Source organism: Microbacterium sp. MYb66, assembly GCF_002979435.1.
Classification (GTDB): Bacteria; Actinomycetota; Actinomycetes; order Actinomycetales; family Microbacteriaceae; genus Microbacterium.
The window spans coordinates 418912-443696 of sequence record NZ_PCOV01000003.1; the positions used below are offsets into that span (position 1 = coordinate 418912).

The following is a 24785-nucleotide window of genomic DNA, read 5'->3' on the forward strand; positions in this document are numbered from 1 at the left end:
CCGAGGCGGGAGTTCACCAGTCGTGCACGGTGCCGTCGAGGAGGCGGTTGTACGGCAGGTACGCCTGCTCGTACGGGTACTTCCCCGCTTCGTCGACGTCGAGCTCGACCCCCAGCCCCGGAGCATCGCCGGGATGCAGGTATCCGTCGGTCCACGTGAACGACTGCCGGAACACCTGGTCGGTGCGGGAGCCGTGCTGCATGTACTCCTGGATGCCGAAGTTGTGGATCGCGAGGCCGAGATGCATCGCGGCGGCCATGCCGACCGGCGAGATGTCGGTCGGACCGTGCATGCCCGACTTGATCTGGTACATCGCCGCGTAGTCGAGGGTCTTCTTCAGCGCCGTGATCCCGCCCATGTGGGTGACGGCACCGCGGACGTAGTCGATGAGCTGGTCGCGGATGATGTCCTTGAAGTCCCACACCGTGTTGAAGATCTCGCCGATCGCGAGCGGCGTCGTGGTGTGCTGGCGCACCAGGCGCAGCGCCTCCTGGTTCTCGGCCGGCGTGCAGTCCTCGAGCCAGAAGAGGTCGTACGGCTCGAGGTCCTTGCCCAGCCGCGCGGCCTGGATGGGCGTCATCCGGTGGTGGCCGTCGTGCAGGAGGGGGAGGTCGGGGCCGAACTCGTTCCGCACCGCCTCGAAGACGCCGGGCAGGTGGTTCAGGTAGGCCCGGGTATCCCAGTCCTCCTCCACCGGCTTCGCGCCACGGCGCGCGGGCTCGTGGTCGTAGCGCACCGACGCGTCGCCGACGTCGGCGCCCTGCGCGGCGATCCCGTAGATCGCCTTGAGCGTCGGCACCCCGGTCTGCACGCGGATCGCCCGGTACCCCTGCTCCTGGTGCGCGCGGATCGAGTCGAACAGCTCCGGCAGCTCCTTGCCCGAGGCATGCCCGTAGGCCATCAGCCCATTCCGGCTCGCGCCTCCCAGCAGCTGGTAGACGGGGAGGCCGGCGACCTTGCCCTTGATGTCCCACAGCGCCATGTCGACCGCGGCGATCGCGGCCATGGTCACGGGGCCGCGCCGCCAGTAGGCGCTGCGGTAGAGGAACTGCCAGGTGTCTTCGATGCGCGACTCGTCGGCGCCGATCAGCAGCGGCACGACGTGCTCGGTCAGATACGCGACGACCGCGAGCTCTCGCCCGTTCAGCGTCGCGTCGCCGAGACCGCTCACCCCGTCGGCGGTCGTGATCTTCAGCGTGACGAAGTTGCGGTCCGGGCTGGTCACGATGACCTCTGCGCGGTCGATGGTCATCGGAGGCCTCCTGCGGCGGCGGGTGCGTCGGTCCTGTCGGTCGTGGGTTCTCCGGCGATGAGGACTTCGCGCGGAGAGATCGTGCGGTCGCCGGGTGCCCAGTCGAAGAGCAGCACGTCGGCGCGGGCCCCCGCCGTCCAGTGCGGACCGTCGTCGAGGACGGACGCCGGGGCGGAGGATGCGAGGCGCATCGCGGTCGCGAGGGACCCGGTGACGCGCGCCACGGTCGCGACGCCGACGTCGAGGGTCTGCACGGAACCCGCGAGGAATCCGGTGGCCGCATGCCGAAGGGCGCCGTCGTCGGCGAGGTGCACGCCGCCGCCGACGGTCGAGACCCCGTCCTGGTGGAGCGAGGCCGGCGTGGCCACGGCGTCGCTCACGAGGAAGAGGCCGTGGTCGCGCTTCGCCGCGATCATGGTCGCGAGCGTGGCATCGGGCAGGTGGTGGCCGTCGGCGATGACGCCGGCGGCGAGCCGCGGTTCCGCGAGCTGCGTCCAGAGGTAGTTCGGATGCCGCGGGAGCACGGCATGCGCCCCGTTGCCCAGATGCGTGGAGAGTGTGGCGCCGGCATCGACGACCGCGGCGATCTCGGCATCCGTCGCATGCGTGTGCCCGACCGCGACGCGCACGCCGTGCGCCACGAGGAAGCGCGTGGCCTCGACCGATCCCGGGTGATGCGGAGACAGGGTCACGACGCGCAGGAGGCCGGGGGCGGCGTCGAGCCAGGACTGCAGCTCGGCGATCGACGGCGGACGGATGTGCGCGAGCGGATGCACGCCGCGCGGGCCGTCCTGGTCCGACAGGCTCGGGCCCTCGACGTGGATGCCGGCGACCGCTCGCGAGGTCGCCGGCGACGCGCTCACGGCCTCGCCGATCGCGCGGATCCGATCGAGCATCTCGGCGGGAGAAGCCGTGATGACCGTCGGGAGGAAGCGGGTGACCCCGTGCGCGGCGAGGGATCGGGCCATCGCCGTGATGTGGTCGGGCGACGGCTCGGCCGCATTGGCATCGCCGTCGAGGTGGCCGTTGACCTGCAGGTCGATCAGTCCGGGTCCGATCCAGGGGGCGCCGTCGCCGGGGTCCGTGGTCGGAGTGAGCGTGCTGATGCGGCCGTGCTCGACCACGATCTCGAGGCCGCCGGAGCCGAGTGCGTCCCGGCCGCGCAGTGTCCGCGCGCTCATCGTGCCGCCGGGGCCGCCGCGGCGGCAGCGGGGTGCAGGAGTGAGGCGGCGTCGCGGTCGACGTGCACTTCGCAGCGGGAGTGGCGGCGCAGCACGGTGCAGGGCCAGTGCGCGCTGATGGGCTCCTCGACGAGGGCGCGCACGGCCTCGGCCTTGCGCGCGTCGGGCACCGCGCAGACGAGGTGCGCGCCGCTCATGAGTGCGGGGATCGTCAGTGTCAGCGCATGGGTGGGCACGGCGTCGAGGGTATCGAAGCAGTCGTCGTCCACCTGCTGCACGCGGCTGGCGAGGTCGAGCTGCACCACGCGCACCGGGCACGGGTCGCTGAGGTCGGCGTCGGGCGGATCGTTGAAAGCGATGTGGCCGTTCACACCGATGCCCAGGCACACCAGGTCGATGGGGCCCTCGGCCAGCAGTGCCGCGTACTCCTCGGTCGCCGCCTCGGTACCGAGCTCGGTGCGCATCGGGTGGAAGGCCGCGGGCTGCACCGCGTCGACGAGGTGCGCACGGAGCCAGTTGCCGAAGCGCTGGGGTGCGGTGGCATCGAGTCCGAGGTATTCGTCCATGTGGAGGATCGTGATCCGATCCCACGGCACGTCGGGCTCGGCCGCAAGAGCGCGGTACACGTCGAGCTGGCTGGGGGCGGCGGCGGCGATCATCCGGGCGGTCCCGCGCGCGGCCACCGCTTCGCGCAGCGTGCGGGCAGCCGAGCGGGCCGCCGCGGCCCCCATCGCGGTGCGGTCGGGGTGGGCGTGCAGGGCGAACGTCGTCGTGCTCATGATTCGCAAGATTAATGCAACCGCTTGCAAAGTCAAGCCCCCGAGCGTGATCCGTTCCGCGCGCTCGCCGCCCCGACGAGGAGATTCCCGAGGTCTCGCACGCGCGCTGCCACGGTGCACGGGCTTAGTGTGTGTGACGTGACAGGCAACAGGAAGCCGACATCCGGATCGGTGACGATCGGCGACATCGCGCGCGTGGCCGGGGTCTCGCGCTCGACGGTGTCGCGCGCGTTCAGCCGCCCCGAGCTGCTGAACCCCGAGACCGTGCGGCGGGTCAAGGCCGCGGCCGACGAGCTCGGCTACGTCGTGAACCACGCCGCTCGCGCGCTGTCGACCGGACGCTTCGGCAATGTCGCCGTCGTCGTACCCGATATCGCCAACCCGTTCTTCCCTCCGCTCGTGCGGCGGGTGCAGACCTTGGCGGATGCCGCCGGCTACGCCGTGTTCCTCGGCGACTCCGATGAGATCGCCGACCGCGAGGCGAACCTCACCTCCCGTCTCAGCGCCCAGGTCGAGGGCTTCGTGCTCGCCTCTCCCCGGCTCGACGAGCAGCGCATCCGCGAACTCGATGCCGCCCGGCCCGTCGTGCTCGTGAACCGTGACATCGAGGGCCTGGCGCGGGTGCTGATCGACCCGAGCGGAGGCCTCGACGAAGCGGTCGCGCACCTGCACCGACTGGGCCACACCCGGGTGGTGTACCTCTCCGGACCGCGCGAGTCGTGGTCGGACCAGCAGCGCCGCGCCGCCCTCGACCGGGCCGCCGAGCGCGCGGGTCTCGAGGTCATCGTGCAGGAGCTGGGGCGACCGAGCTCGGCGGGAGGCCGCGATGCCGTCGGCGGGATCCTCACCTCCGGTGCGACGGCCGTGATCGCCTTCGACGACGTCGTGGCCCAGGGGGTGATGGCGGGGCTCGCGCTCCGCGGCATCGACGTCCCGCGCGACATGAGCGTGATCGGCTGCGACGACACTCTCGCCTCCGGCACTCATCCGGCCCTCACGACGATCTCCGCTGCCTCGGCGGCGGCAGGGGATGCGGCGGCCGAACTCCTGCTCGGCGTCCTCGCCAGCGGGGAGCACTCGGATGCCCGTGTGACGATCGCCACGCACCTGGTCGTGCGGGCCACGACGGAGGCGGCGCGCTCGATCGACGGTTGACCGTGCAACCGGTCGCATGATTTACTGTCGCCCATGCCTCGGATCGCGATCATCGGTGCCGCCCATCCGCACGTCGACTACGTGCTCGACGAGCTGACGCGTGACGACCGCGCCGCATTCGAGCTCGTCGGCGTGCAGGACGACGACCGTGCCGTGGCCGAGCGCCACGCCGCCCGATTCGGCGTCCCCGTGTTCGACTGTGCCGAGGATCTGCTGGCCGAGGGCGTCGACATCGCGATGATCGCCGGGGTCTACGGAGCACGCGGAGCCGATGTCGTCACAGCGCTCCGCGCCGGTGCCCACGTGCTCGCCGACAAGCCGCTGTGCACTTCGATCGCCGAGCTCGACGAGATCGAGAGGGCGGCGGCAGAGGCCGGCCGCACCGTGAACCTGCTGCTCGAGAAGCGAGGCTACCCCGAGACCCTCGCCGCCCTCGACGTCGTCCGGACGGGTGAGCTCGGCGACATCGTCGGCATCACCTCGTCGGGTCCGCACAAGCTCAACCGCGACCAGCGACCCGCGTGGTTCTTCGATCGGGCGCGCTACGGCGGCATCCTCGCCGACCTCTCCGTGCACGACCTCGACGCCGCCCTGCTCTTCGCCCCGGCCGACGAGGGCATCGTGCGGGGTGCGGTGTCGGCGCCTCTCGACGGGGCGGAGCAGTTCGCGCGCTACGGCGCCGCGACCTTCACGACCCCCACGACCGTGGTCTCCGCCGAGGTGAGCTGGCTCACTCCGCAGGCCTCCGACGTGCACGGCGACTACCGGCTGCGCCTGGTCGGCACCCGCGGCACCGCAGAGATCTTCTGGGCACGGGGCCGGGTGGAGGTGACGACCGAGGACCGGTCGACGAGGAACCTCGACCTGCCGGCCGGACGCCGTCCGGCCGAGGAGGCGCTGGACGCCTTCGCCGCCGGGCGCACGCCCGAGGTGGGGACACGTGAATCGCTCGCCGCCACGCGTCTCGCCCTGCTCGCCCAGGAATCCGCAGACCAGGGCGGCGCCGCCCTCCCCTGGTCGCGTCTCTCCGACTGACCCGATCCCGATCCCGACGGATGCACCCGCATCCACGACAGGAGACATCATCATGACCGAAACGCTGCGCATCGCGATCGTCGGCGCGGGGGTGATCGGCGCCGTCCACGCGCGTCTCGTCGCGGCCCTCGGCGATGCCGGCGTGCTCGCTGCGGTCGTCGACCTCGATGAGACCCGGGGCCGCGCGCTCGCGGAGCAGTACGGCGTCCCGTTCCACACGTCCGCCACGCAGGCGTACCGGGCGGAGCGCATCGACCTCGCCGCGGTCTGCCTCCCCAGCGCCTATCACGCGGATGCCGTGGTCGACGCGCTGGAGGCGGGGGTGCACGTGATCGTCGAGAAGCCGATCGACGTCACGCTGGAGTCCGCCGACCGCATCCGCGCCGCCGAGGCCGCCTCGGGCCGCACGGTCTCGGTGATCAGCCAGCGCCGCTTCCAGCCGGTCGCCTCGTTCATCCGCCGAGCGATCGACGACGGCGCGCTCGGGCGGGTGACGTCCGGCATCGTGGAGTCGGCGTTCTTCCGGCCGCAGGAGTACTACGAGTCCGGCGACTGGCGTGGCACCGCGGCGATCGACGGCGGCGGCGCGCTCATGAACCAGGGCATCCACGCGCTGGACCTGCTGCTGTGGATGCTCGGCACCCCGATCTCGGTGAGTGCGAAGACCGGTCGTCTGGCGCACGAGGGCATCGAGGTGGAGGATGTCGCCGGCGCCACGATCGAGTTCGAGAGCGAGGCCATCGGCCTGCTGCTCGCCAGCACCGCCGCCTATCCCGGTCTCCCGGTGCGTCTCGCGGTGCACGGCTCGGAGGGGACGGCCGTGATGGAGAACGACGGGCTGTCGTTCTTCGCCTCGGCATCCGCTCCGCAGCCCGACCCCGAATCCCTCGTCGAGCACGACGTGCCGGAGGGATGGAGCGATGTCGACATGGCTCATCGCCGGCAGTATCTCGACGTCGTGCAGGCGATCCGCTCCGGCGGACGCCCCGCGATCACCACCGACGACGGGCGCCGCGCGCTGCAGGTCGTGCTCGCCGTCTACGAATCCGCCCGCACCGGCCGTCCCGTCGACCTTCGCGGCTGAAAGAGGATGAGAGTCATGGAAACGAAGAACGTCGCGATCGTCGGCATCGAGAACAGTCACGCGGAGGAGATCATCCGCTACCTCAACGTGGAGCAGCCGGCCGAGGTCGCGGTCCGCGTCGTCGCCCTCGTGGCGGGGGAGGACGAGCGCACCCGCGAGCTGGCCGAGCTCGGCGGCATCGAGCAGATCGTCGCGGAGTCGGCCGATCTGCTCGGGGAGATCGACGCGCTGATCGTCACCTCGCGCGACGGCGCGCTCCATCGCGCGCACGCCGTCCCCTTCCTCGAGGCGGGGACGCCGGTGTGGGTCGACAAGCCCCTCGCAGCGAGCGTGGCCGACGCGGAGGAGATCGTCGCCGCGGCCGAACGCGGAGGCACCGTGCTCACGTCGTCGTCGGCGCTGCGCTGGGTCGCCGACACGGATGCTGTCGCCGACGGGCTCGCTTCGATCGGCGAGCTGCAGGCGGTCACCGTGACCGGTCCCGCGGACGCCGGCAGCCCGTACAGCGGCATCTTCTTCTACGGCATCCACATCGCCGACGTCGCCCAGCGACTGGTCCCGGGAGAGCCCGAGGACATCGACGTGCAGCAGCTTCCGGGCGGCGTCGTCGCGCGGTACCGGGTCGGCGGGGTGCTCGTGACGCTCGAGTTCGTGCGTCCTGACGGCACCGGCCAGGTCCCGTTCCGCGCCACGGCAGTGGGCGGCCGCGGCGTCGTGAGCCGGGACATCGTGCTCGGCGCCGACTACGTGCAGCCCGGGGTGGACGCTTTCGCCGGGATGCTCGATTCCGGAGCCGCGCCCATCCCCACGGCGCAGCTGCTCGCCCCGATCGCGGTGCTGGAGAGTGTGGCGCGCGCGAGCGCGACCGTCGCCGTCTGACGCTCTGCAACGCGGTGCAGTGAAGGCGCGTACGCCGACCTTCGTTGCTGCACCGCGATGCAGGTGAACCCTGATTTTGCCCTGGTAATCAAACAGAAACAAAACCGTTACACCCTCTTCAACGAAGAAGCTATTGTAATGCAACCGTTTGCACGTTACCGTGAGATTCGGTTGAACCACCCGTTCATCGGGCGCCTCTCGGGGCCCGTCGAGGAAGACCATGGAGGAACGAGAATGGCAAGACGCACCTTGATCGCGGCGGCCGCTTCACTGGCCGCGGTGCTGGCCGTCACCGGCTGCAGCGCAGGAGCCGGCAACGGCGGAGAAGGCGATGCCGAGAGCGGAGATCTCCGCGTGTGGCTGATGCAGGACTCGGTGTCCGAAGATGCCGTCGCGTGGCTCGAAGAGGAGTTCGCCGCCCAGAACCCCGGCTCCACGCTGACGGTGGAGATGCAGCCCTGGGACGACATCGTGTCCCGGCTCCAGACCTCGCTCGCGAGCGAGTCCGAGACCCCCGACATCGTCGAGATCGGCAACACGAAGACCGCGACGTTCGCGAACGTCGGCGCGCTCGCCGACATCTCCGACCTGTACGACGAGGTCGACGGCGACGACCTGATCCCCAGCTTCGTCGACCAGGCGACGCTCGACGGCAAGACCTACGCATACCCGCTCTACGCGGGCACCAGCGTGGTCTTCTACCGCACAGACCTGCTCGAGAAGGCCGGTATCGAGGCACCCGAGACGCTCGACGACCTGGTCGCCGCGGCCGCCACGGTGCAGCAGGCGAACCCCGAGGGGGTCGAGGGCTTCAAGGGCATCTACTTCCCCGTCGTCGACGTGCACGGTCTGGAGGGCTGGCTGTTCTCGCACGGCGCGAACTACGCCGAGGAGAAGGACGGCGCCTGGGTCAGCGGACTCGACACCCCTGAGGCCAAGGCCGCGCTCGAGCAGATGCAGACCATCTGGAAGAACTCGGCTCTCGGTGCGCTCGACGCGAAGGAGACCGCCGGCAATCCGTGGGTGCCGTACAACAACGGCGAGGTCGCGATGTTCTCGTACCGCGTCTTCGCGCAGGACAGCATCGCGCCCGAGCTCGCCGACGTCACGGGTGTGATGGCGCTTCCCCCGGTCGAGGCCGGCGGCGAGAGCCACCAGTTCCTCGGTGGATCCAACGTCGGCATCGCGGCGAAGTCGTCGCAGCAGGAGCTGGCGAAGAAGGCCATGAAGCTCATCCTGAGCGAGGACTTCATGACCCAGCTCGCCGAGGATTCCGGCTGGGTCCCCGGCAACACGACCTTCGCCTCGGCCATCCCCGACGGCATCGTCGACGCCGAGCTCCAGCAGCAGATCGCCGAGACGAGTGCGCTCACCCCGGCCGCCCCGAACTGGGCGATCGTCGAGGGCAACAACATCCCGGTCGACCTGTACTCGGCGATCGCCAAGGGGGAAGACATCGACGAGGTGGTCACGCGCATCGGCGCGAAGATCGAAGAGACCCTCAACGCCGACTGATGATGTCCACGCCCGTGATCGATGTCGAGGTCGCCCCCGAGGCGGCCCCGCAGCAGCCCGCTCCCCGCACGCGCCCGCGTCGCGTGCGGGGAGCGCTGCTCCCGTACCTCCTGATCGCGCCGCTCCTCGCGGCCGTGCTGATCGCACTCGGCTGGCCGCTCCTGCAGCAGTTCGTGATGTCGCTGCAGAAGTTCGGTCTGGCGCAGCAGTTCGGACAGGAGCCCGAGTGGGTGGGCCTGGCGAACTACGGCAGGATCCTGACCGACCCGAACATGTGGGTCGTGTTCTTCCGCTCCGTGCTCTTCTGCGCCGTGTGCGCCTCGCTGTCGATGGTGATCGGCATGCTGATCGCGCTGCTGCTGACGAAGGTGAGCAGCTGGGCGCGCATCGCCCTGCAGGTGACGCTGCTGCTGGTGTGGGCGACACCGGCGCTGGTGACCATGGTCATCTGGCAGTGGCTCTTCGACGCCCGCTACGGTCTGGTGAACTGGATCCTCGCGCGCATCGGATTCCCCGACATGGCCGGGTTCCCGTGGACGTCCACCCCGATGGGTGTGTTCACGATCGCCGCGATCACCGTGATCTGGGGCAGCCTGCCGCTGATCGTGTTCATGATCTACTCCGCCCTCACCCAGGTCCCCGCCGAAGTGCTCGAGGCCGCGGAGCTCGACGGGGCCGGACCCTGGACGCGCTTCCGGCACGTCACGATGCCCCTCATCACCCCGGCGGTCATGATCGTCGGACTCCTGCAGATCGTGTGGGACCTGCGCGTGTTCACGCAGATCTACGTGCTGCAGCAGGCGGGCGTCTCGATCGAGGAGACCAACCTCCTCGGCACCTACATCTACCGGATCGGCATCGGCCAGGGCGAGTACGGCGATGCGTCTGCGCTCGCGACGATCGTGCTCATCCTCACGCTGCTGCTCACCTGGAAGTACATCGCGAAGATGTTCGCCCAGCAGAAGGAGGTCTCGGAATGAGCGTCCCGACCATGACCAGGACCACCGACATCCCCGCCGTCGTGCCACCGCGCTCGCGCCGGACCATCGGCAGCCGCAACGACACCCGTCGGCGCACCTGGAACGGTGTCGCGGTGGCCGCGGCCCTGCTCCTCGTGTTCCCGATCTACTGGATGGTGAACACGGCGCTCTCCGAGAACGAGGAGCTGTTCTCGCGCACGCCGCGGTTCTTCCCGTTCCCGCTGAGCTTCGACAGCTTCGCCGGCATCCTCGCCGACGGCGGCTTCTGGTCGGCGCTCGGCATGAGCGCCGGCGTGACGGTGATCGTGGTCGTGGTCGCCGTGCTGTTCGGGTTCTTCGCGGCCATCGCGGTGAGCCGCTTCCGCTTCAAGGGCGGCGGGCTCATCATCCTGCTCGTGCTCATCGTCCAGATGATCCCGACCGAGGCGCTGTTCATCTCGCAGTTCCGCATGCTCGACGGCTGGCACCTGCTGAACACGGTCGGCGGCCTGTCCCTCCTCTACATCGGCACGGTCGTCCCGTTCACGGTGTGGCTGCTGCGCGGGTTCATCCACGGCATCCCCGCCGAGCTCGAAGAGGCCGCGATGGTCGACGGATGCAGCCGGTTCGGGGCGTTCATGCGGGTCACGCTGCCGCTGCTCGGACCGGGCATCGTCACGGCATCCGTCTTCGCGTTCCTGCAGGCGTGGAACGAGTACACCCTGGCGCTCGTCGTCATGACGAAGCCGGGCAACGCCACGCTGCCCCTGTGGCTGCAGACCTTCAGCAGCGAGCTGTCGGCGACCGACTGGGCCGGCATCATGGCCGGCGCGACGCTCATCTCCGTGCCCGTGGTCATCCTGTTCCTGTTCGTGCAGGGTCGACTGGGCGCCGGCATGATGGCCGGTGCCGTGAAGGGCTGACGCTCCTGAGACGCCGAAGAGCGCCGGTCCCCTCGGGATCGGCGCTCTTCGTCTGCGTGCCGGGTCAGTCGATGCGGCGGTCGAGCATCGCGGCCACTGCTGCCTCGGCGGCGAAGTCGGGGGCGAGCAGGTCGAGCAGGGCGCGATGCGGATCGGCGGCGGATGCCCGTCGCGCCAGCTCCTCCGCGGCGACGTCGTCGAGAGTGCGGCCGGCTCGCACCTCGGCGACGACGAACCGGGTCCAGGCCGCGATCGCCGCGATGCCCGCTTCTCCGGTCGCGCCGTCCGCGCGGGCGCGACGGACCGGATCGAAGATGCGGGCCCGCATCTTCAGGCTTCCGTCGGTCGCGATCTGACGCAGGCGATGCACGATCGCGGGGTTCGCGAAGCGCTCGAGAAGGGCATCGCGGTATGCGGGGAGGTCGAGGTCCACGCCGACGCGGCGGGCGGATCGTTCGAGCAGGCTCTCCGCCAGATCCCACAGGTCGTGCACGAGAGCTGCGCATTCCGGGTCGGCGATGGCCTCGGCGACGGTCTCGTGTCCGCGCAGGATGCCGTCGGAGGCGAGAAGCGAGTGCGCGCCGTTGAGCATCCAGAGCTTGCGCTGCTCGAACGGCTCGATATCGGACACGAACGAGGCGCCGGCATCCTCCCAGCGCGGGCGGTCGGAGCGGATGCGTCCGCTCAGGATCCAGCTGCGGAACGGCTCCGTCACCACGAGGGCTTCATCGCGCACACCCCTCCGTGCGGCGACCGCGTCGATGTCGTCTGCCGTGGTGCGCGGGGTGATGCGGTCGACCGAGGTGCTGATCACGTCGACCTGCGCGTCGATCCAGGCGCCGAGCGCAGGGGAGGTGAGCGCGGCGAGGTCGCCGAGCGCCGCACGGACCGCGCCGCCGTTGTCGTCGAGGTTGTCGCACGGGATCAGCGTGATCGTGCTGTCGGGCAGGATGCGCCGGCGGGCGTCGAGCGCCCAGAGCAGGCGAGCGGGCATCGTGCGGAGGGTGCCGTTCTCGATCGTGCCCGGTGCGTCGTCGGCACGGGTGGAGAGCGCTCCGGCGAGGGCGGAGATGTCGGCGACGACGTCGGGGTCGGCGGTGTCGAGACGCCCATCCGGCTTTCGTCGATAGCCCTTCTCGGTCACCGTGAGCGTCACCACGGTGACCTCGGGGCGGCCGAGATACTCGCGCAGCGCTTCGGTGTCGCCGCCGTCATGTGCGGCCACGATCGTCTCGATCGTCTCCACGTGGTCGCCCTCGGCGCCGCGCGTGAGGAGGGTGTACACGTCGTCCTGCCTCGCGAGGGTCGTCGCGGCCTCCGGCGAACGGCCCGTGAAGGCGGCGATGCCCCACTCGTGGTCAGGGTCGGCGTGGGCGGTGTACCAGGCCTGGTGCGCGCGGTGGAAGGCGCCGAGGCCGAGGTGCACGATGCGGACGGGTGCGCGCGGGGCGGTGCGGCGGGGACTGTCGTGCACGGGACTCCTCAGGCTGCCGGACGGCCCGGCGAGCGGACCCTCCCTTCAACCTATGATGGGGAGCCGCATCATGCAAGCGGTTGCAAAACGCGCGCCTCCCGCGTCGCGCTGGACGCGCGCATCCGCACCACCGGCTGCAGCAGGATCCGCACCGCTGATCGGTCGCCGTCGCTGGTCAGGTGTCGCAGCAGGGTGGATGCCGCGAGGCGACCGATCTCGCGCTTGGGCGGTGAGACCGCGGTCAATGGGACCGGCGCCTCCGCGGCTTCCTCGTCGTCGTACGCCACCAGGGCGATCTCCTCCGGAGTGGATATCCCGACCTCGCGCAGCCGCGGCAGGAGCGCCGCGGCCTCGCGGTCTCCCAGGCACACGATGCCGTCGAGGTGAGCGGTGCGGGCACGCGACGCGTACTCGGCGAGGGCCGTGCGGTCCCACGTCCGTCGTCGCACCACCGCCTCCGAGACGTCCGGCAGGGCGAGGTCTTCGATCGCGCGCTGGAAGCCGCGCCAGGCCGCATCGGCCGAGGCGGTGTCGCACCGGCCGAGGAAGCCGATCCGTCGGCGTCCCTGCGTGGCCAGATGCCGGACGGCCGCGTACCCGCCGGCGACGACGTCGGTGCCGACCGCGGAGAGCCTGTCGTCGGGTGCGCCGTCCGTCGGCATCCGCTCCATCAGCACGACGGGGATCGGCAGTGACCGCAGCAGGTCGAGGCGGCTCGTGGGGTCGGCCAGATGCAGCGTCGGGGTGATCAGCAGCCCCGCGCATCCGGACGCCAGGTGCTCCCGGATGCGCCGGATCTCGAGCGCATCGTCGTACTCGCTCGATGCGATGCGCAGCGTCGCGCCCGCCGCATCGGCGACCTCGGAGATGCCGTCGAGGACGGCGGGGAAGTAGTAGCTGCGCGAGGGCACGATCACGCCGATCGTCGGGCGTCGGCGACTCGAGCCCCGCGTGGACACGTAGGTGCCGGAGCCCTGCCGACGCACCACGATGCCCTCATCGACCAGTCGGCTCATCGCCCGTCGCACGGTGTTGATCCCGACCGCGTACGACGAGGCCAGAGTGCCCTCGGTGGGCAGCCGCTCGCCGACCGCCCACTCGCCGGACTCGATGCGTTCGCGGAGCTGCTGCGCAAGGCTCAGGAACAGCGGCTGCGTGTTCGGGAACGCCCCCATCGTGCCCTCCTCGGCTCGACTCCTGCCTCCGTGCAACCGTATTCATTTCCTGCGCACGGAACAAGGTCTCCACCGTCGGGAGGGTGCGCCGCGACGTGACGGAACGGCGGATTCCTTCCCTGAGTCCTTCCTCTTCCGGCGCCTTCCGTTGACCGCCGGATTCTCGCGCGTCACGGTGGCAGTCACGACGACTCCGCGCCCGGCGGAGCGGAAGGAGACACCGATGAGACCCACACGCTGGCTGTCGGCGCTGGTCGCCGTGAGCCTTCTCGCGGGAGGGATGGTCGCCGCGGGCGGCGCCTCCTCCGCGCAGGCCGTCACGACCGAGCTCACCATCACCTCCCCCGTCGACGGAGGCACCGTCAGCGGATCGACGCTCACGGTCGAGGGGACGTTCGCCAACGCCTCCGAGCTCGTGCTCGTCGTCGGCGCGCAGGAGGTGATCCCGATCCCGGTCACCGGCACGGCGGGGACCTGGACGATCGACCTCGACATCGCCGACCGCGACGGCCGGCTCGATCTCGCGGTGCGCGCCCGCGACCTCACCACCCTCTATACGACCTGGTCGGAGTTCCTCGCGGTCGAGGTCGACAACCCCGCCGCATCCCGCCCGGTCGTCACGGTCGTCTCGCCGACCGAGGGCGCGTACGCGGGCTCGTCGCTCGACGTGGTCGTCGACGTGGCCTCCGATCGGCCGCTCTCCACCGTCGAGGTGCGGGTGAACGGCGGCGCGTGGCAGGCGGCCACGGCACAGGGCGGATGCGAGTACGCGGCATCCTTCCCGGTCTCGGGCTCCGGGTTCGCGAGCATCGAGGCTCGGGCCACCGACTCGTCCGGCCATGCGTCCGACGCGCCGACCACCTACGTCGCCCTCGGCGGAGCGACCGCCCAGGCACCCGTCGTCTACGACCAGGACCGGGCGATGTGGATCTGGGAGCGTGCCTCGTACGAGGCCGTGTTCGATGAGGACGCCCGTGACCGCCTGGGTGACGTGATGGACGACACCACGACCTTCGGGTCCGACCCCATCCGCACGATCTACCTCGGGGTCGATCGCCAGGGCGCCACCGACATGCTGCGGGACTCGCGGAGCGACGTCGCGGACTTCGTCACGTGGGCGCGGAGCCGCGGTTATCACGTGCAGGCCACCGTCGCCGGGGGCACGCGTCCGCCGTACCTCGGGGCGCTCGAGCAGTTCGAGCACTTCGCGATCGACGAGTTCGAGAAGGTCCTCGACTACAACCTGGCCGTGCCGGAGGCGGCGCGCTTCGACGGCATCAACGTCGACATCGAGCCGTACATCCTCAGCGACTGGAAGCTGCCCGGCAACGGCGGGCTCCCGAACCGGTGGCTCGAGATCCTCGACACTCTCATCGAGCGCCGCGACGCGTCCGGGCTCCCCGTGCTCGTCGGTCCGGCGATCCCGCGGTGGTTGGACTCCTCGGCCTGCTGCACCTCGATCACCTGGAACGGGCAGACCAAGGCGCTCAGCGACCACATCCAGGACATGACCGACTACATCGCGATCATGGACTACCGCGACACGGCCGACGGCAGCGCGGGCATCATCGCCCAGGCGCAGCACGAGATCGACTATGCGAACCAGATCGGCAAGCCGAACTCGGTCGTGGTCGGCATCGAGACCAAGGACCTCTCCGGCACGGGCGACCCCGAGACGGTGACCTTCTGGGAAGAGGGGCGCACGTATCTCGAGGGCGAGCTCGACAAGACCTACGCCGCGTTCCAGGACGACGCCTCGTTCGGCGGAATCGCGATGCATCACTACGACGACCTGCTGATGCTGCCGTCGGCCTGGGACGATGCCCCGCCGGTGTACTACCCGGTTCCCGGCGCGGGCCCCGGGGGTCCGGCGATGCCGTAGCACCCTCTGCGCTGCGGGGTAGCTCCTTTCGGGGGCTGCCCCGCTTCGGCGTCTGACTTCGGGCGGAGTTCTCCCCCTCGGGCGGATGGATTCGCCGAGAATCTCCTCCCGTCGGAGAGCTCTCCGCCTGATGCTGTGAGGGCCGACGCTCGGGCTCGGGCTGGGGCTGGGGTTGGGGTTCCGCGCCGTGGGTGGTCAGCTCTTCGTGAGGTCCTGCGCGAGCATCACGAGAATGCCGCTGGGCCCGCGCAGATACGTGAGCTTGTAGACGTCCTGGTAGTTCGCGACCCCGCGCAGCGGATGGCAGCCGTGCCGTGCGGCGATCGCGAGGGACTCGTCGATGTCGTCGACCGAGAAGGCGATGCGATGCATGCCGATCTCGTTCGGGAGGGTCGGCTCCGTCTCGATCGCCTCCGGGTGGATGTACTCGAACAGCTCGATCTGGCCGCGCCCGTCAGGGGTCTGCAGCACGGCGATCTTGGCGTGGTTGCCGTCGAGGCCGACCGCGGTCGATGCCCACTCGCCGCTGACCTCGTCGCGACCGAGCACGGTGAGGCCCAGGTCGGTGAAAAAGGAGATGGTGGCTTCCAGGTCGCGGACGGCGATGCCGACGTTCTCGAGCGTGATGCGCATGCGATGGATGCTACTCGCGCGGGCCACCCTTGTCAGGCTAGTGCCCGAGGATCTCGGCGCAGGCGACGCAGTGCGTGGCGAACGGCCGCGCCTCGAGCCGTGCGGCGGGGATCGGCTTCCCGCACCGCGCACACACGCCGTACGTTCCCGCATCCAGCCGGGCCAGGGCATCGTCGACGTGGCGGAGCTCGGATGCCGCGGCCTCGGCGAGACCCGTCAGACGCGACCACTCCGACGACAGCGTGACGCCCTCGGGGTCGTGCTCGTCGTCGTCGTTCGAGCTCTCGCGGTCGTGGGTCAGCTCATCGAGGGTCGCTGCGGTGGCCTGCACCCTCGCCACAGCGTGAGCGCGCAGCTCGAGCAGGCGGTCACGGGCGTCGGCGGTCATGCGCCCACTCTATGCACGGCCGCCGACGTCCGGGCCCGAGGTCACCGACACCCGAGGTCCCTGCCCGCGCCTGGGCCCGACGTCAGGCCGAGGTCCCGCGCGTGGGCACCGAGTCGGTCGTGGTCGGAACAGCCACGGCCTTCATGCCGGGGTGGTCGCGCTCGAGTGCGGCACCCTCCATGTCGACGTTCGGCAGGATGCGGTCGAGCCAGCGCGGCAGCCACCAGGCCGAGCGGCCGAGCAGGTGCATGAGTGCGGGCATCAGCAGCATCCGCACGACGAACGCGTCGAGCAGCACGCCGAACGCGAGGCCGAACCCGATCGAGCGGATGATCGTCGACTCCGAGAAGATGAACCCGCCGAACACCGACACCATGATGAGCGCGGCAGCGGTCACGACGGAGCGACCGGCGCGGAAGCCCTGGGCCACGGCATCCCGCGCCGAGGCTCCGTGCACGTATGCCTCGCGCATGCCGGAGGCGAGGAACAGCTGGTAGTCCATCGCGAGCCCGAACAGGATGCCGACGAGGATCACCGGCAGGAAGCTCAGGATCGGCCCGGTGCTGTGCAGTCCGATGATCTCGGCACCCCAGCCGAACTGGAACACCGCCACGATCAGGCCGTACGTCGCGAAGAGCGAGAGCACGAAGCCACCGGTGGCGATGAGCGGCACGAGCAGCGAGCGGAACACCACGATCATGATCAGCAGCGACAACCCGACCACGACCACGAGGTAGAGCGGCAGGACTCCGGCCAACGCCTCGGAGATGTCGATGTTGATCGCGGCCTGACCGGCGACGCCGAGCGTGATCCCGTCGCCGACGGCGGGCATCGAGCGCAGATCCTGCACGAGCTTCTCGGTGGAGGCGCTGTTCGGACCCTCCTCGGGCACGACCTGGAACGCGAGCAGGGAGTTGTCGTCGGATGCCGCGATCGGCGCGACCGCCACGACGTCGTCCTGGTCGGCGATGGCCTGGGCGATCGTGACCTGCGTGGCGAGCAGGTCGTCGTCGCTCACTGCGTCGTCGAGGGTCGCGGTGACGAGCAGCGGTCCGTTGGCGCCCTCGCCGAACTGCTCGTCGACGGTCTGGAACGCACGGTAGCTGGTCGAGTCGCTCGGTTCGCTCGAGCCGTCCGGCAGCCCGAGGCGCATCGACATCGCCGGGATCGCGATGATCAGTAGCGCGACGACGCTCACGAGGGCGGTGACCACGGCGCGCAGGGTCGACATGCGCTTCACGGGCTTGCCCGCCGCGTGCTCCTGGCCGATCGTGCGGCGCGCGCGGCGGCCGAGCAGCCGGGTACCGACCAGCCCGAGGATGGCGGGCGCGAGGGTGATGGCGACGAGCACCGCCACCGCGACGCACACGGCGCCGACCGTCCCCATGAGGCCGAGGAACGGCACGCCGGTCACGTTGAGCGCGAGCAGCGCGACGATCACGGTGGTCCCGGCGAAGACGACGGCGGTCCCGGAGGTTCCCGTGGCGAGGCCGATGGATTCGCGCACCGGGACCCCGGCGAGCAGCTGCTTCCGGTGCCGGTTGACGATGAAGAGCGAGTAGTCGATGCCGACCGCGAGGCCGAGCATCACACCCAGCACCGGTGTCACGGAGGCCATGTTCACGACGCCCGAGAAGGCGAGGGATGCCGTGACGCCGACTCCGACGCCGACGATGGCGGTGACGATGGGGAGGGCGGCGGCGATGAGCGAGCCGAGCATCACGATGAGGACGATCGCCGCGAACACGAGGCCGACCGCTTCGCCGACGCCGAAGATCTCCGGCACGCCCTGCGCGATGTCCGTGCCGAAGTCGACGTCGACGCCGTCGACCGGGGCGGACTCGAAGTGGTCGATCGCGCCCTGCTTGACCTCTTCCGAGAGCTCGAGGCGCGGGTCGACGAAGGAGATGTTGACGATGGCGGTCGAGCCGTCTTCGGAGACGACGCCGATCCCGTCCGCGAGGTCGAGGAGAGTCGAGCCCAACTCCACCTGGTCGGCGTTCTCGTCGAGCTCGATCCGCTTCGATGCGAGAGTCGCCTGCTGGGCCTCGACCTCGGCCAGCTGCGCGTTGAGCGCGGCGAGCTGCGCGTCGAGGGCGGCGAGCTGCTCTGCGGGTGCGCCCGCCTGCTCGGCCTGGGCGCGGGCTGCCGTGAGCTGGGCGAGGCCCGCGTCGAGCTGTGCCCGACCGTCGTCGAGCTGCGTCTGACCGGCGTCCAGCTGCGTGCGTCCGTCGGCGATCTGGGCCTGGCCGTCTGCGAGCTGCTGGGCCTGCTCGTCCTGCTGCCGCTGCGCGTCGAACGGATCGATCACCCTGGCGACGCCGTCGAGATCCTCGGCACTCACGGCGAGGTCGGAGATGGCCTGCTTCTGCTCGTCGGTGAAGGCGGAGCCGTCTTCGGTCCGGTAGACGACCGTTCCGGTGCCGCCCGCGGTGTCGGGGAGCTTGTCCGCCAGCTCGTCGATCACCTCGCCCGAGGCTGTCCCCGGGATGTCGAAGCTGTTGCTCAGCGTTCCGCCGAGGGCGAGGAAGGCGCCGACGCCGATGCCGAGGATCAGGACCCACGAGACGATCACCGTCCACGCCTTGCGTGCGGCGAACGAACCCAGACGGTACAGCAGTGATGCCACAGTGGTCTCCTTCAGACTCGAAGATCATACGGCACGTCTCGTCTAGGGATCTGTGGCTATCCTGAGTGCATGGTCAACGAGCATCGGAGCGGGCCCGTGCGCAGCACCGCGGCCCGTGAGGCGATCCTCGATGCGACGTCGAGACTCTTCCACGCGCAGGGGTACGACCGGCTCACGATCGAGGGCATCGCCAAGGAAGCCGGGGTCGGCAAGCAGACCATCTACCGCTGGTGGCCGTCGCGCGGAGCGCTGATCGCCGACTGTCTCGTGGATGGGCGCCTCATCCCGGTGGACTTCGACGTGCCGGACACCGGCGACCTGACCGCCGACGTCGAGACCTGGCTGCAGTCGGTCTTCGCCATCCTCGCCACGACACAGGGTGCGGCGCTGCTGCAGTCACTCGTGGCGGCCGCCGCGGAAGACGCCGGAGTCGGCGCCCACCTCGGCGCGAGCCTCGGTGTCGAGCAGCACCTCTCGGAGCGGCTGCGCGGCGGCATCCGCGACGGTCAGCTGCCGGAGGATGCTCCGATCGCACAGATCGGCAGGGCCATCCTGGGCGCGATCATCGTGGAGTCGCTCGGGCGCGAGACACGTGACTCCGAGGGGATCATCGCGCTCGTCCGGTACCTCTTCAGCCGCTGAGTCGCGGCGTCATTCGAGCCACTCGGTGACGAAGCGGTCGTTCGCGTGGATGTGCGTCGCCTCGTACGTGCCACCGTCGAGTACCTCGAAACGGTGCGCGATGAGAGCGGGTACGACGAGGATCTGCCCTCCGACGCCGACCACCTGATCGTCACCCACCGTGAACAGCGCGCGGCCGTGATGGATGACGAACGTCTCGGCGTACGGATGCCGGTGCAGCCGCGGTCCTCGTCCTGGACTCGTGATGAACTCGCGCATCACGCTCACGGGCGAGCCGAGGAGATATCCCTCGATGTCCTCATCGCGGGCGACGTCGACGGGCTGGATGGTCATGGTGCCCTCCGTTCCCGCCCGAGGGTACGCCTCGGGGCGGGCGCGGTCGAGTGGCGATCAGACGGGGAGGAGTGCGAAGAGAGTCGCGCCGCCGCCGCCGAGGATCAGCGCGATGATGACGGTCCAGGCGACGATGCGCATGCGGCGGTTGCGCTTCTCGCCGAGATCGCCGTAGTCCTCGTCGTTCGGGTTCTGGCGGTTGACATCGCTCATGCGCTGACCTGCTCGGTGACGGTCGGACCGAAGAACGAGGGGAGCGTGGCCTGCGAGCGCTCGCGCAGTTCCGCGACCGACACGGTGAACACGTCCTGCACCTCGAGCTTCGCGCCCTCGGTGTCGGTCACGCCGATGCGGGCCACCGGGTAGTTGCGGCCCTCGCAGAGTCCGCGGAACTTCACGTCGTCTTCGCGGGGAACGGTCACGAGGACGCGACCGGTCGACTCCGAGAACAGGGCGGATGCGGCATCCACTCCGTCGCGCTCGATGATCTCGTTCAGCCAGACGCGCGCGCCGACGCCGAAGCGCATGACGCCCTCGGCGAGAGCCTGCCCGAGACCGCCTTCGGAGAGGTCGTGCGCCGAGGAGATCAACCACTCGTCGCGGGCCGCGGCGAGGAGGCCGGCGAGGCGCTTCTCACCCGCGAGGTCGACCTTCGGGGGGAGTCCGCCGAGGTGGTCGTGCACCACGTCGGCCCACGCCGAGCCCGAGAGCTCGGTCGAGGTGGTGCCGAGCAGGTAGATGTTCTGGCCCTCGTCCTGCCATCCGGAGGGGATGCGCCGCGAGACGTCGTCGATGATGCCGAGCACGCCGACGAGCGGGGTCGGGTGGATCGGCACGTCGCCGGTCTGGTTGTAGAACGAGACGTTGCCGCCGGTGACCGGGGTGCCCAGCTCGTAGCATCCGTCCGCCAGGCCGTCGACCGTCTGACCGAACTGCCACATGACCTCGGGGTTCTCGGGAGAGCCGAAGTTGAGGCAGTCGGTGATGGCCGTGGGCACTGCGCCGGTGACGGCGACGTTGCGGTACGCCTCGGCGAGGGCCAGCTGCGCGCCCGCGTAGGGGTCGAGCTGGCAGTAGCGGCCGTTGGCGTCGGTCGAGACCGCGAAGCCGAGACCCGACTCCTCGTCGACGCGGATCATGCCGGCGTCGTCGGGGAAGCTCAGGGCCGTGTTGCCGAGCACGAAGTAGTCGTACTGGTTCGTGATCCAGCGGGTGTCGGCGAGGTTCGGCGAGGCGACGAGGGCGAGGAACTGCTCGCGCAGCGTCTCGGGGTCGGTCGCGCGGGGCAGGTTCTCGGCGGCATCCGCCTGGAGGGCGTCGATCCACGTCGGGTAGGCGACCGGGCGGTCGTAGACGGGGCCGTCGACGGCCACGGTCGAGGGGTCGACGTCGACGATGCGCTCGCCCTGCCAGTCGATGATGAGACGACCGTCGCCGGTGACCTCGCCGAGCACGGAGGTCTCGACCTCCCACTTGTTCACGACCTCGAGGAAGGCGTCGAGCTTCTCGGGCGCGACGATCGCCATCATGCGCTCCTGCGACTCCGACATGAGGATCTCCTCGGCCGTGAGCGTGGGGTCGCGCAGCAGCACGTTGTCGAGCGACACCTTCATGCCGCTGTTGCCGTTGGCCGCGAGCTCGCTGGTCGCGCAGGAGATGCCGGCGGCACCCAGATCCTGGATCGCCTCGACGAGCTCGCCGCGGTACAGCTCGAGGCAGCACTCGATGAGCACCTTCTCGGCGAACGGGTCGCCGACCTGCACGGCGGGACGCTTGGTCGGGCCTGCCTCGTCGAACGAGTCGGAGGCCAGGATGCTCGCGCCGCCGATGCCGTCGCCGCCTGTGCGGGCGCCGAAGAGGACGACCTTGTTGCCGACGCCGGTCGCGTTCGCGAGCTTGAGGTCTTCGTGGCGCAGCACGCCCACCGCGAGTGCGTTCACGAGCGGGTTGGCCTGGTAGACGGCGTCGAAGACCGTCTCGCCGCCGATGTTCGGCAGGCCGAGGCAGTTGCCGTAGAAGCTGATGCCGCTGGTCACGCCGTGCACGACGCGAGCGGTGTCGGGGTGGTCGATCGCGCCGAAGCGCAGGGCGTCCATGACCGCCACCGGGCGTGCGCCCATCGAGATGATGTCGCGGACGATGCCGCCGACGCCGGTGGCCGCCCCCTGGAACGGCTCGATGAACGACGGGTGGTTGTGCGACTCGGCCTTGAAGGTGACGGCCCAGCCTTCGCCGACGTCGACGACGCCCGCGTTCTGGCCCATGCCCACCATGAGGCGTTCCTTCATCTCGTCGGAGACCTTCTGGCCGAAACGGCGCAGGTAGTTCTTCGAAGACTTGTAGGAGCAGTGCTCCGACCACATGACCGAGTACATCGCCAGTTCGCCGGAGGTGGGGCGGCGGCCGAGGATCTCCTTGATGCGCTCGTACTCGTCGGCCTTGAGTCCGAGGGCGCCGTAGGGCTGCTCCTTCTCGGGCGTCGCGATCGCGTTCTCGACGGAGTCGGGGACGTGCTGGTGGGAAGGTGCAGGGGCGGTGGTCACGCGCACTCCAAAGGAAGGGGCCGGCGGGGCATGCTCAGTCTACCGGCGTGGGTGGGGCGGCTCTCTCGCGGGGTGCGAAGTCAGAGTCGGTCGATGAGGACGGCGGCGATGTCTCTCCGCGTGTGGAGCACGCGGTGCACCCGCACGGCATCCGGGTCGTCGGTGTAGATGACGAGGTACGGGTGGTTCCGAAGAGGGAAGGCGCGGATGTCGGGAATCTCGGTCACCAGTTCGAAGCGCGCCGACCCGAGCGAGGGATGCGAAGCGATCCGGCTCATCGCATGCTGGAGGTCATCGATGAACGCGATCGCGACCCGTTGCCCTGCTTCCCCGAGATAGTGAGTGACCGCGCCGTCGACGTCCTCATCGGCCCGCCTTGTCGTGACGAGGCGTCCCGGAGTCACGCGTCGGCGGCGTCTGCGTGGACGCGGTCTCGGAGGCGATCGAAGTACGCCTGGCCGACTTCGGAACCTGGCCCCGACGTCATCCCGTCGACGACCAGGGATCGCAGCTGCTCGCGGGCCTGCTCGTGGCGGATCAGCTCGCGCATGAACTCGCTGCTGTTGCTGTAGCCCCGCTCGGCCACCTGCGTTTCGACGAAGTCCTTCAGTGCGTCCGGAAGAGAGATGTTCATCGTGGCCATACCTCCACGCTAGTGCCGATGGCAAAGTTTGTCATCGCACCAGTGAACGTCATCGCCTGCAATGATTCCGTCCCGTGGCGGCGCAGCTGCAGAGAATGGGAGATGTTCGCAAAAACTCCTGGATCAGGAGGAAGAGTCCGCCACCGCCGCAAACCGCGCCGCGAGAACCCCCGCGGCCTCGCGCAGCGGCGCCGGACCGACCACCGTGAACGGCGCATCGAACCGGGCGACCGCGGCGAGCACCCCGACCCACGACCAGGAGCCGACCGTGATGCGGCATGAGCCGTCGGCGAGCTCCTCCAGCTCGCCATCGTCGACCCAGGGTGCGACCTCACGGGCCGGCAGGGCGATCACGACCTCGCCCACGCACGGCCAGCGGTCTTCGGTCGCGGAACCCTTCGCCTGCGCCGCGAGAGAGGTCTCGGCATCCGCCGCCGGGAGCGGGCGCGGGGTGAACGACGGTCCGGTGGGGATGCGGGGGTGCATACGGTCGAGCCGGAACGTGCGCCAGTCCGCGGCCTCCAGGTCCCACGCGAGCAGGTACCAGCGGCCTTCGCGGGCGACCACCGCGTGCGGCTCGGTGCGTCGGGCCGGGCGATCGCGGTCGGCGCCGTAGTCGAAGCGCAGCACCTGTCGATCGCGGACCGCCGCGCTCGCCGCCTCGAGCACCGCCGGATCGACCCTGGTCGCGTTCTCGGCGCCCGTGAAGCGGATGCCGTCGACGCGGTGCCGCAGCCGCGAGGGCATGACCTGGCGCACGGTGGCCAGGGCTCGCGCGGCGCCCTCCTCGATGTCGATCCCGCTCGAGGGGACGGTCTGCAGCGCCACCGCGATCGCGACGGCCTGGTCGTCGTCGAACAGCAGCGGCGGCAGCTCGGATCCCGCGGCGAGGCGATAGCCGCCGTCCGGACCCTTGATCGCGCCGATGCGGTAGCCGAGCTCGCGCAGCCGGTCGACGTCGCGGCGCACTGTGCGAGGGCTGACCTCCAGGCGCTCGGCGAGCACGCGGCCCGGCCAGTCGCGCGGCGTCTGCAGCAGCGACAGCAGTGCGAGCATCCGCGAAGAGCTTCCGGTCATGGGATTCAGTCTGCGTCAAGGAGAGGACAGAAACTGACCTCTACCCCTGTGATCGTTGCTTTCGGGCGGTCCGAACGGCGGAACGCACGAGAAGGAGACACCTCATGACCATCACCACCACGACCCATCTGAACTTCCGCGGCACGGCCCGCCAGGCGCTCGACTTCTACCGGTCGGTGTTCGGCGGCGAGGTCACCGCGGCCACCTACGGCCAGTTCGGGATGCCCGAAGGCGTGCCCGGTTTCGACAAGATCGTGTTCGGACAGCTCGACTCCGCCGACGGCATCCGGCTCATGGCCTACGACATTCCCGGGCAGGACGACCCCGACCCGGTGGCGACGGCGGGGAACACCCACCGTGAGAACGGGGCGACGATCACCGACCGCACGTTCTTCCAGTCGCTGCGGGCCGACTCCCTCGACGAGATCCAGCGCTACTGGGACGGCTTGGCCGAAGACGCGACCGTGATCGAACCGCTGGCGGCCTCGGCCTGGTCGGCGGGCTTCGGCATGCTCACCGACCGCTTCGGCGTGACCTGGGTGCTCGACGTCGCCCGCTGACCCCGCTGCCGAACACCCCCTTTCGTTCGGCCCGGCCCCTTGCG

The 24785-nt window shown here is 70.0% G+C and carries 24 protein-coding genes; 10 read left to right on the forward strand and 14 right to left on the reverse strand.

Translation table 11 applies throughout. The features are described from left to right. Positions 1 to 13 precede the first annotated feature (13 nt). Genes manD through CQ045_RS09265 form a run of 3 tightly spaced genes read right to left on the reverse strand, consistent with a single transcriptional unit; the run spans position 14 to position 3212 of the window. A complete protein-coding gene (gene manD, locus CQ045_RS09255; protein WP_105722933.1) occupies positions 14 to 1252 on the reverse strand; it encodes a D-mannonate dehydratase ManD in 1239 nt (412 codons plus the stop codon). Continuing rightward, the gene (locus tag CQ045_RS09260; protein WP_105722935.1) at positions 1249 to 2433 is read right to left on the reverse strand and encodes an N-acetylglucosamine-6-phosphate deacetylase; all 1185 of its coding nucleotides are present in this window, start codon (positions 2431 to 2433) and stop codon (positions 1249 to 1251) included. Before CQ045_RS09260 ends, manD begins: the two co-directional genes overlap by 4 nt. Beyond that, complete coding sequence (locus CQ045_RS09265) at positions 2430 to 3212, reverse strand: 6-phosphogluconolactonase (RefSeq protein WP_219844406.1); 783 nt, start codon at positions 3210 to 3212, stop codon at positions 2430 to 2432. Before CQ045_RS09265 ends, CQ045_RS09260 begins: the two co-directional genes overlap by 4 nt. Before the next feature lie 138 nt (positions 3213 to 3350). Between CQ045_RS09265 and CQ045_RS09270 the strand changes: the two genes are divergently transcribed. The 7 genes from CQ045_RS09270 to CQ045_RS09300 all read left to right on the forward strand — a co-directional run bounded on the left by CQ045_RS09270 (position 3351) and on the right by CQ045_RS09300 (position 10762). After that, a complete protein-coding gene (locus tag CQ045_RS09270) occupies positions 3351 to 4367 on the forward strand; it encodes a LacI family DNA-binding transcriptional regulator (RefSeq protein ID WP_105722937.1) in 1017 nt (338 codons plus the stop codon). A 33-nt stretch (positions 4368 to 4400) separates the two neighbouring features. After that, on the forward strand, positions 4401 to 5402 hold the full coding sequence (locus CQ045_RS09275) for a Gfo/Idh/MocA family protein (RefSeq protein WP_105722939.1): 1002 nt from the start codon (positions 4401 to 4403) through the stop codon (positions 5400 to 5402). Between the two features lie 52 nt (positions 5403 to 5454). After that, positions 5455 to 6486, forward strand: a complete 1032-nt coding sequence (locus CQ045_RS09280; protein ID WP_105722941.1) for a Gfo/Idh/MocA family protein — start codon at positions 5455 to 5457, stop codon at positions 6484 to 6486. A 15-nt stretch (positions 6487 to 6501) separates the two neighbouring features. Beyond that, complete coding sequence (locus CQ045_RS09285; RefSeq protein WP_181156508.1) at positions 6502 to 7365, forward strand: Gfo/Idh/MocA family protein; 864 nt, start codon at positions 6502 to 6504, stop codon at positions 7363 to 7365. Positions 7366 to 7599: 234 nt separating this feature from the next. Further along, the gene (locus CQ045_RS09290) at positions 7600 to 8880 is read left to right on the forward strand and encodes an extracellular solute-binding protein (protein ID WP_181156509.1); all 1281 of its coding nucleotides are present in this window, start codon (positions 7600 to 7602) and stop codon (positions 8878 to 8880) included. Further along, positions 8880 to 9860, forward strand: coding sequence for a carbohydrate ABC transporter permease (locus CQ045_RS09295; protein WP_258131011.1), 981 nt, complete (start codon positions 8880 to 8882; stop codon positions 9858 to 9860). Before CQ045_RS09290 ends, CQ045_RS09295 begins: the two co-directional genes overlap by 1 nt. Continuing rightward, on the forward strand, positions 9857 to 10762 hold the full coding sequence (locus tag CQ045_RS09300; RefSeq protein WP_258131012.1) for a carbohydrate ABC transporter permease: 906 nt from the start codon (positions 9857 to 9859) through the stop codon (positions 10760 to 10762). Before CQ045_RS09295 ends, CQ045_RS09300 begins: the two co-directional genes overlap by 4 nt. Before the next feature lie 64 nt (positions 10763 to 10826). Here CQ045_RS09300 and CQ045_RS09305 read toward each other — a convergent pair whose 3' ends face one another. Together CQ045_RS09305 and CQ045_RS09310 are read right to left on the reverse strand one after the other, a co-directional pair. Then, a complete protein-coding gene (locus CQ045_RS09305) occupies positions 10827 to 12236 on the reverse strand; it encodes a mannitol dehydrogenase family protein (protein ID WP_258131013.1) in 1410 nt (469 codons plus the stop codon). 68 nt (positions 12237 to 12304) lie between these two features. Next, positions 12305 to 13411 carry a substrate-binding domain-containing protein gene (locus CQ045_RS09310; RefSeq protein ID WP_105722949.1) on the reverse strand — a complete coding sequence of 369 codons (1107 nt, stop codon included), beginning with the start codon at positions 13409 to 13411 and terminating at the stop codon, positions 12305 to 12307. Positions 13412 to 13634: 223 nt separating this feature from the next. Here CQ045_RS09310 and CQ045_RS09315 point away from each other — a divergent pair, with 223 nt between their 5' ends. Beyond that, entirely contained in the window at positions 13635 to 15293 is a 1659-nt protein-coding gene (locus tag CQ045_RS09315) for an Ig-like domain-containing protein (protein ID WP_105722951.1), read from the forward strand. Between the two features lie 195 nt (positions 15294 to 15488). Here the strand turns inward: CQ045_RS09315 and CQ045_RS09320 are convergent, their stop codons facing one another. From CQ045_RS09320 to CQ045_RS09330, 3 genes are all read right to left on the reverse strand, one after another. Beyond that, entirely contained in the window at positions 15489 to 15926 is a 438-nt protein-coding gene (locus CQ045_RS09320; RefSeq protein WP_105722953.1) for a VOC family protein, read from the reverse strand. Between the two features lie 37 nt (positions 15927 to 15963). Next, the gene (locus CQ045_RS09325; protein WP_105722955.1) at positions 15964 to 16314 is read right to left on the reverse strand and encodes a TraR/DksA C4-type zinc finger protein; all 351 of its coding nucleotides are present in this window, start codon (positions 16312 to 16314) and stop codon (positions 15964 to 15966) included. Positions 16315 to 16396: 82 nt separating this feature from the next. Beyond that, positions 16397 to 18943, reverse strand: a complete 2547-nt coding sequence (locus CQ045_RS09330; protein WP_105722957.1) for an MMPL family transporter — start codon at positions 18941 to 18943, stop codon at positions 16397 to 16399. A gap of 69 nt (positions 18944 to 19012) precedes the next feature. On the opposite strand from CQ045_RS09330, the gene CQ045_RS09335 reads away from it, so the two are divergent. Beyond that, positions 19013 to 19585: a TetR/AcrR family transcriptional regulator gene (locus CQ045_RS09335; RefSeq protein ID WP_105722959.1), complete on the forward strand. Its 573-nt coding sequence runs from the start codon at positions 19013 to 19015 to the stop codon at positions 19583 to 19585. Positions 19586 to 19594: 9 nt separating this feature from the next. On the opposite strand, the gene CQ045_RS09340 is transcribed toward CQ045_RS09335, so the two are convergent. The 6 genes from CQ045_RS09340 to CQ045_RS09360 all read right to left on the reverse strand — a co-directional run bounded on the left by CQ045_RS09340 (position 19595) and on the right by CQ045_RS09360 (position 24181). Then, a complete protein-coding gene (locus CQ045_RS09340; RefSeq protein ID WP_105722961.1) occupies positions 19595 to 19918 on the reverse strand; it encodes a cupin domain-containing protein in 324 nt (107 codons plus the stop codon). A gap of 57 nt (positions 19919 to 19975) precedes the next feature. Beyond that, the gene (locus CQ045_RS18825) at positions 19976 to 20131 is read right to left on the reverse strand and encodes a hypothetical protein (protein ID WP_181156510.1); all 156 of its coding nucleotides are present in this window, start codon (positions 20129 to 20131) and stop codon (positions 19976 to 19978) included. Beyond that, on the reverse strand, positions 20128 to 22461 hold the full coding sequence (gene purL / locus CQ045_RS09345; protein WP_105722963.1) for a phosphoribosylformylglycinamidine synthase subunit PurL: 2334 nt from the start codon (positions 22459 to 22461) through the stop codon (positions 20128 to 20130). Before purL ends, CQ045_RS18825 begins: the two co-directional genes overlap by 4 nt. A gap of 80 nt (positions 22462 to 22541) precedes the next feature. Then, a complete protein-coding gene (locus tag CQ045_RS09350) occupies positions 22542 to 22865 on the reverse strand; it encodes a type II toxin-antitoxin system RelE/ParE family toxin (RefSeq protein ID WP_105722965.1) in 324 nt (107 codons plus the stop codon). Continuing rightward, positions 22862 to 23104 (reverse strand): ribbon-helix-helix protein, CopG family, encoded by a 243-nt coding sequence (locus tag CQ045_RS09355; protein ID WP_105722967.1) that lies wholly within the window; start codon positions 23102 to 23104, stop codon positions 22862 to 22864. The genes CQ045_RS09350 and CQ045_RS09355 overlap by 4 nt, the downstream gene beginning before the upstream one ends. Before the next feature lie 123 nt (positions 23105 to 23227). Further along, entirely contained in the window at positions 23228 to 24181 is a 954-nt protein-coding gene (locus CQ045_RS09360) for a YafY family protein (RefSeq protein ID WP_105722968.1), read from the reverse strand. Between the two features lie 104 nt (positions 24182 to 24285). Between CQ045_RS09360 and CQ045_RS09365 the strand changes: the two genes are divergently transcribed. Beyond that, a complete protein-coding gene (locus CQ045_RS09365) occupies positions 24286 to 24741 on the forward strand; it encodes a VOC family protein (RefSeq protein WP_105722970.1) in 456 nt (151 codons plus the stop codon). Positions 24742 to 24785: the final 44 nt, after the last annotated feature.

Coding starts and splice junctions, on each gene's coding strand:
- manD (WP_105722933.1), bottom strand. CDS start 1,252: ATGACCATCGACCGCGCAGAGGTCATCGTGACCAGCCCGGACCGCAAC.
- CQ045_RS09260 (WP_105722935.1), bottom strand. CDS start 2,433: ATGAGCGCGCGGACACTGCGCGGCCGGGACGCACTCGGCTCCGGCGGC.
- CQ045_RS09265 (WP_219844406.1), bottom strand. CDS start 3,212: ATGAGCACGACGACGTTCGCCCTGCACGCCCACCCCGACCGCACCGCG.
- CQ045_RS09275 (WP_105722939.1), top strand. CDS start 4,401: ATGCCTCGGATCGCGATCATCGGTGCCGCCCATCCGCACGTCGACTAC.
- CQ045_RS09280 (WP_105722941.1), top strand. CDS start 5,455: ATGACCGAAACGCTGCGCATCGCGATCGTCGGCGCGGGGGTGATCGGC.
- CQ045_RS09285 (WP_181156508.1), top strand. CDS start 6,502: ATGGAAACGAAGAACGTCGCGATCGTCGGCATCGAGAACAGTCACGCG.
- CQ045_RS09290 (WP_181156509.1), top strand. CDS start 7,600: ATGGCAAGACGCACCTTGATCGCGGCGGCCGCTTCACTGGCCGCGGTG.
- CQ045_RS09295 (WP_258131011.1), top strand. CDS start 8,880: ATGATGTCCACGCCCGTGATCGATGTCGAGGTCGCCCCCGAGGCGGCC.
- CQ045_RS09300 (WP_258131012.1), top strand. CDS start 9,857: ATGAGCGTCCCGACCATGACCAGGACCACCGACATCCCCGCCGTCGTG.
- CQ045_RS09310 (WP_105722949.1), bottom strand. CDS start 13,411: ATGGGGGCGTTCCCGAACACGCAGCCGCTGTTCCTGAGCCTTGCGCAG.
- CQ045_RS09315 (WP_105722951.1), top strand. CDS start 13,635: ATGAGACCCACACGCTGGCTGTCGGCGCTGGTCGCCGTGAGCCTTCTC.
- CQ045_RS09320 (WP_105722953.1), bottom strand. CDS start 15,926: ATGCGCATCACGCTCGAGAACGTCGGCATCGCCGTCCGCGACCTGGAA.
- CQ045_RS09325 (WP_105722955.1), bottom strand. CDS start 16,314: ATGACCGCCGACGCCCGTGACCGCCTGCTCGAGCTGCGCGCTCACGCT.
- CQ045_RS09335 (WP_105722959.1), top strand. CDS start 19,013: ATGGTCAACGAGCATCGGAGCGGGCCCGTGCGCAGCACCGCGGCCCGT.
- CQ045_RS09340 (WP_105722961.1), bottom strand. CDS start 19,918: ATGACCATCCAGCCCGTCGACGTCGCCCGCGATGAGGACATCGAGGGA.
- CQ045_RS18825 (WP_181156510.1), bottom strand. CDS start 20,131: ATGAGCGATGTCAACCGCCAGAACCCGAACGACGAGGACTACGGCGAT.
- CQ045_RS09355 (WP_105722967.1), bottom strand. CDS start 23,104: ATGGCCACGATGAACATCTCTCTTCCGGACGCACTGAAGGACTTCGTC.
- CQ045_RS09360 (WP_105722968.1), bottom strand. CDS start 24,181: ATGACCGGAAGCTCTTCGCGGATGCTCGCACTGCTGTCGCTGCTGCAG.
- CQ045_RS09365 (WP_105722970.1), top strand. CDS start 24,286: ATGACCATCACCACCACGACCCATCTGAACTTCCGCGGCACGGCCCGC.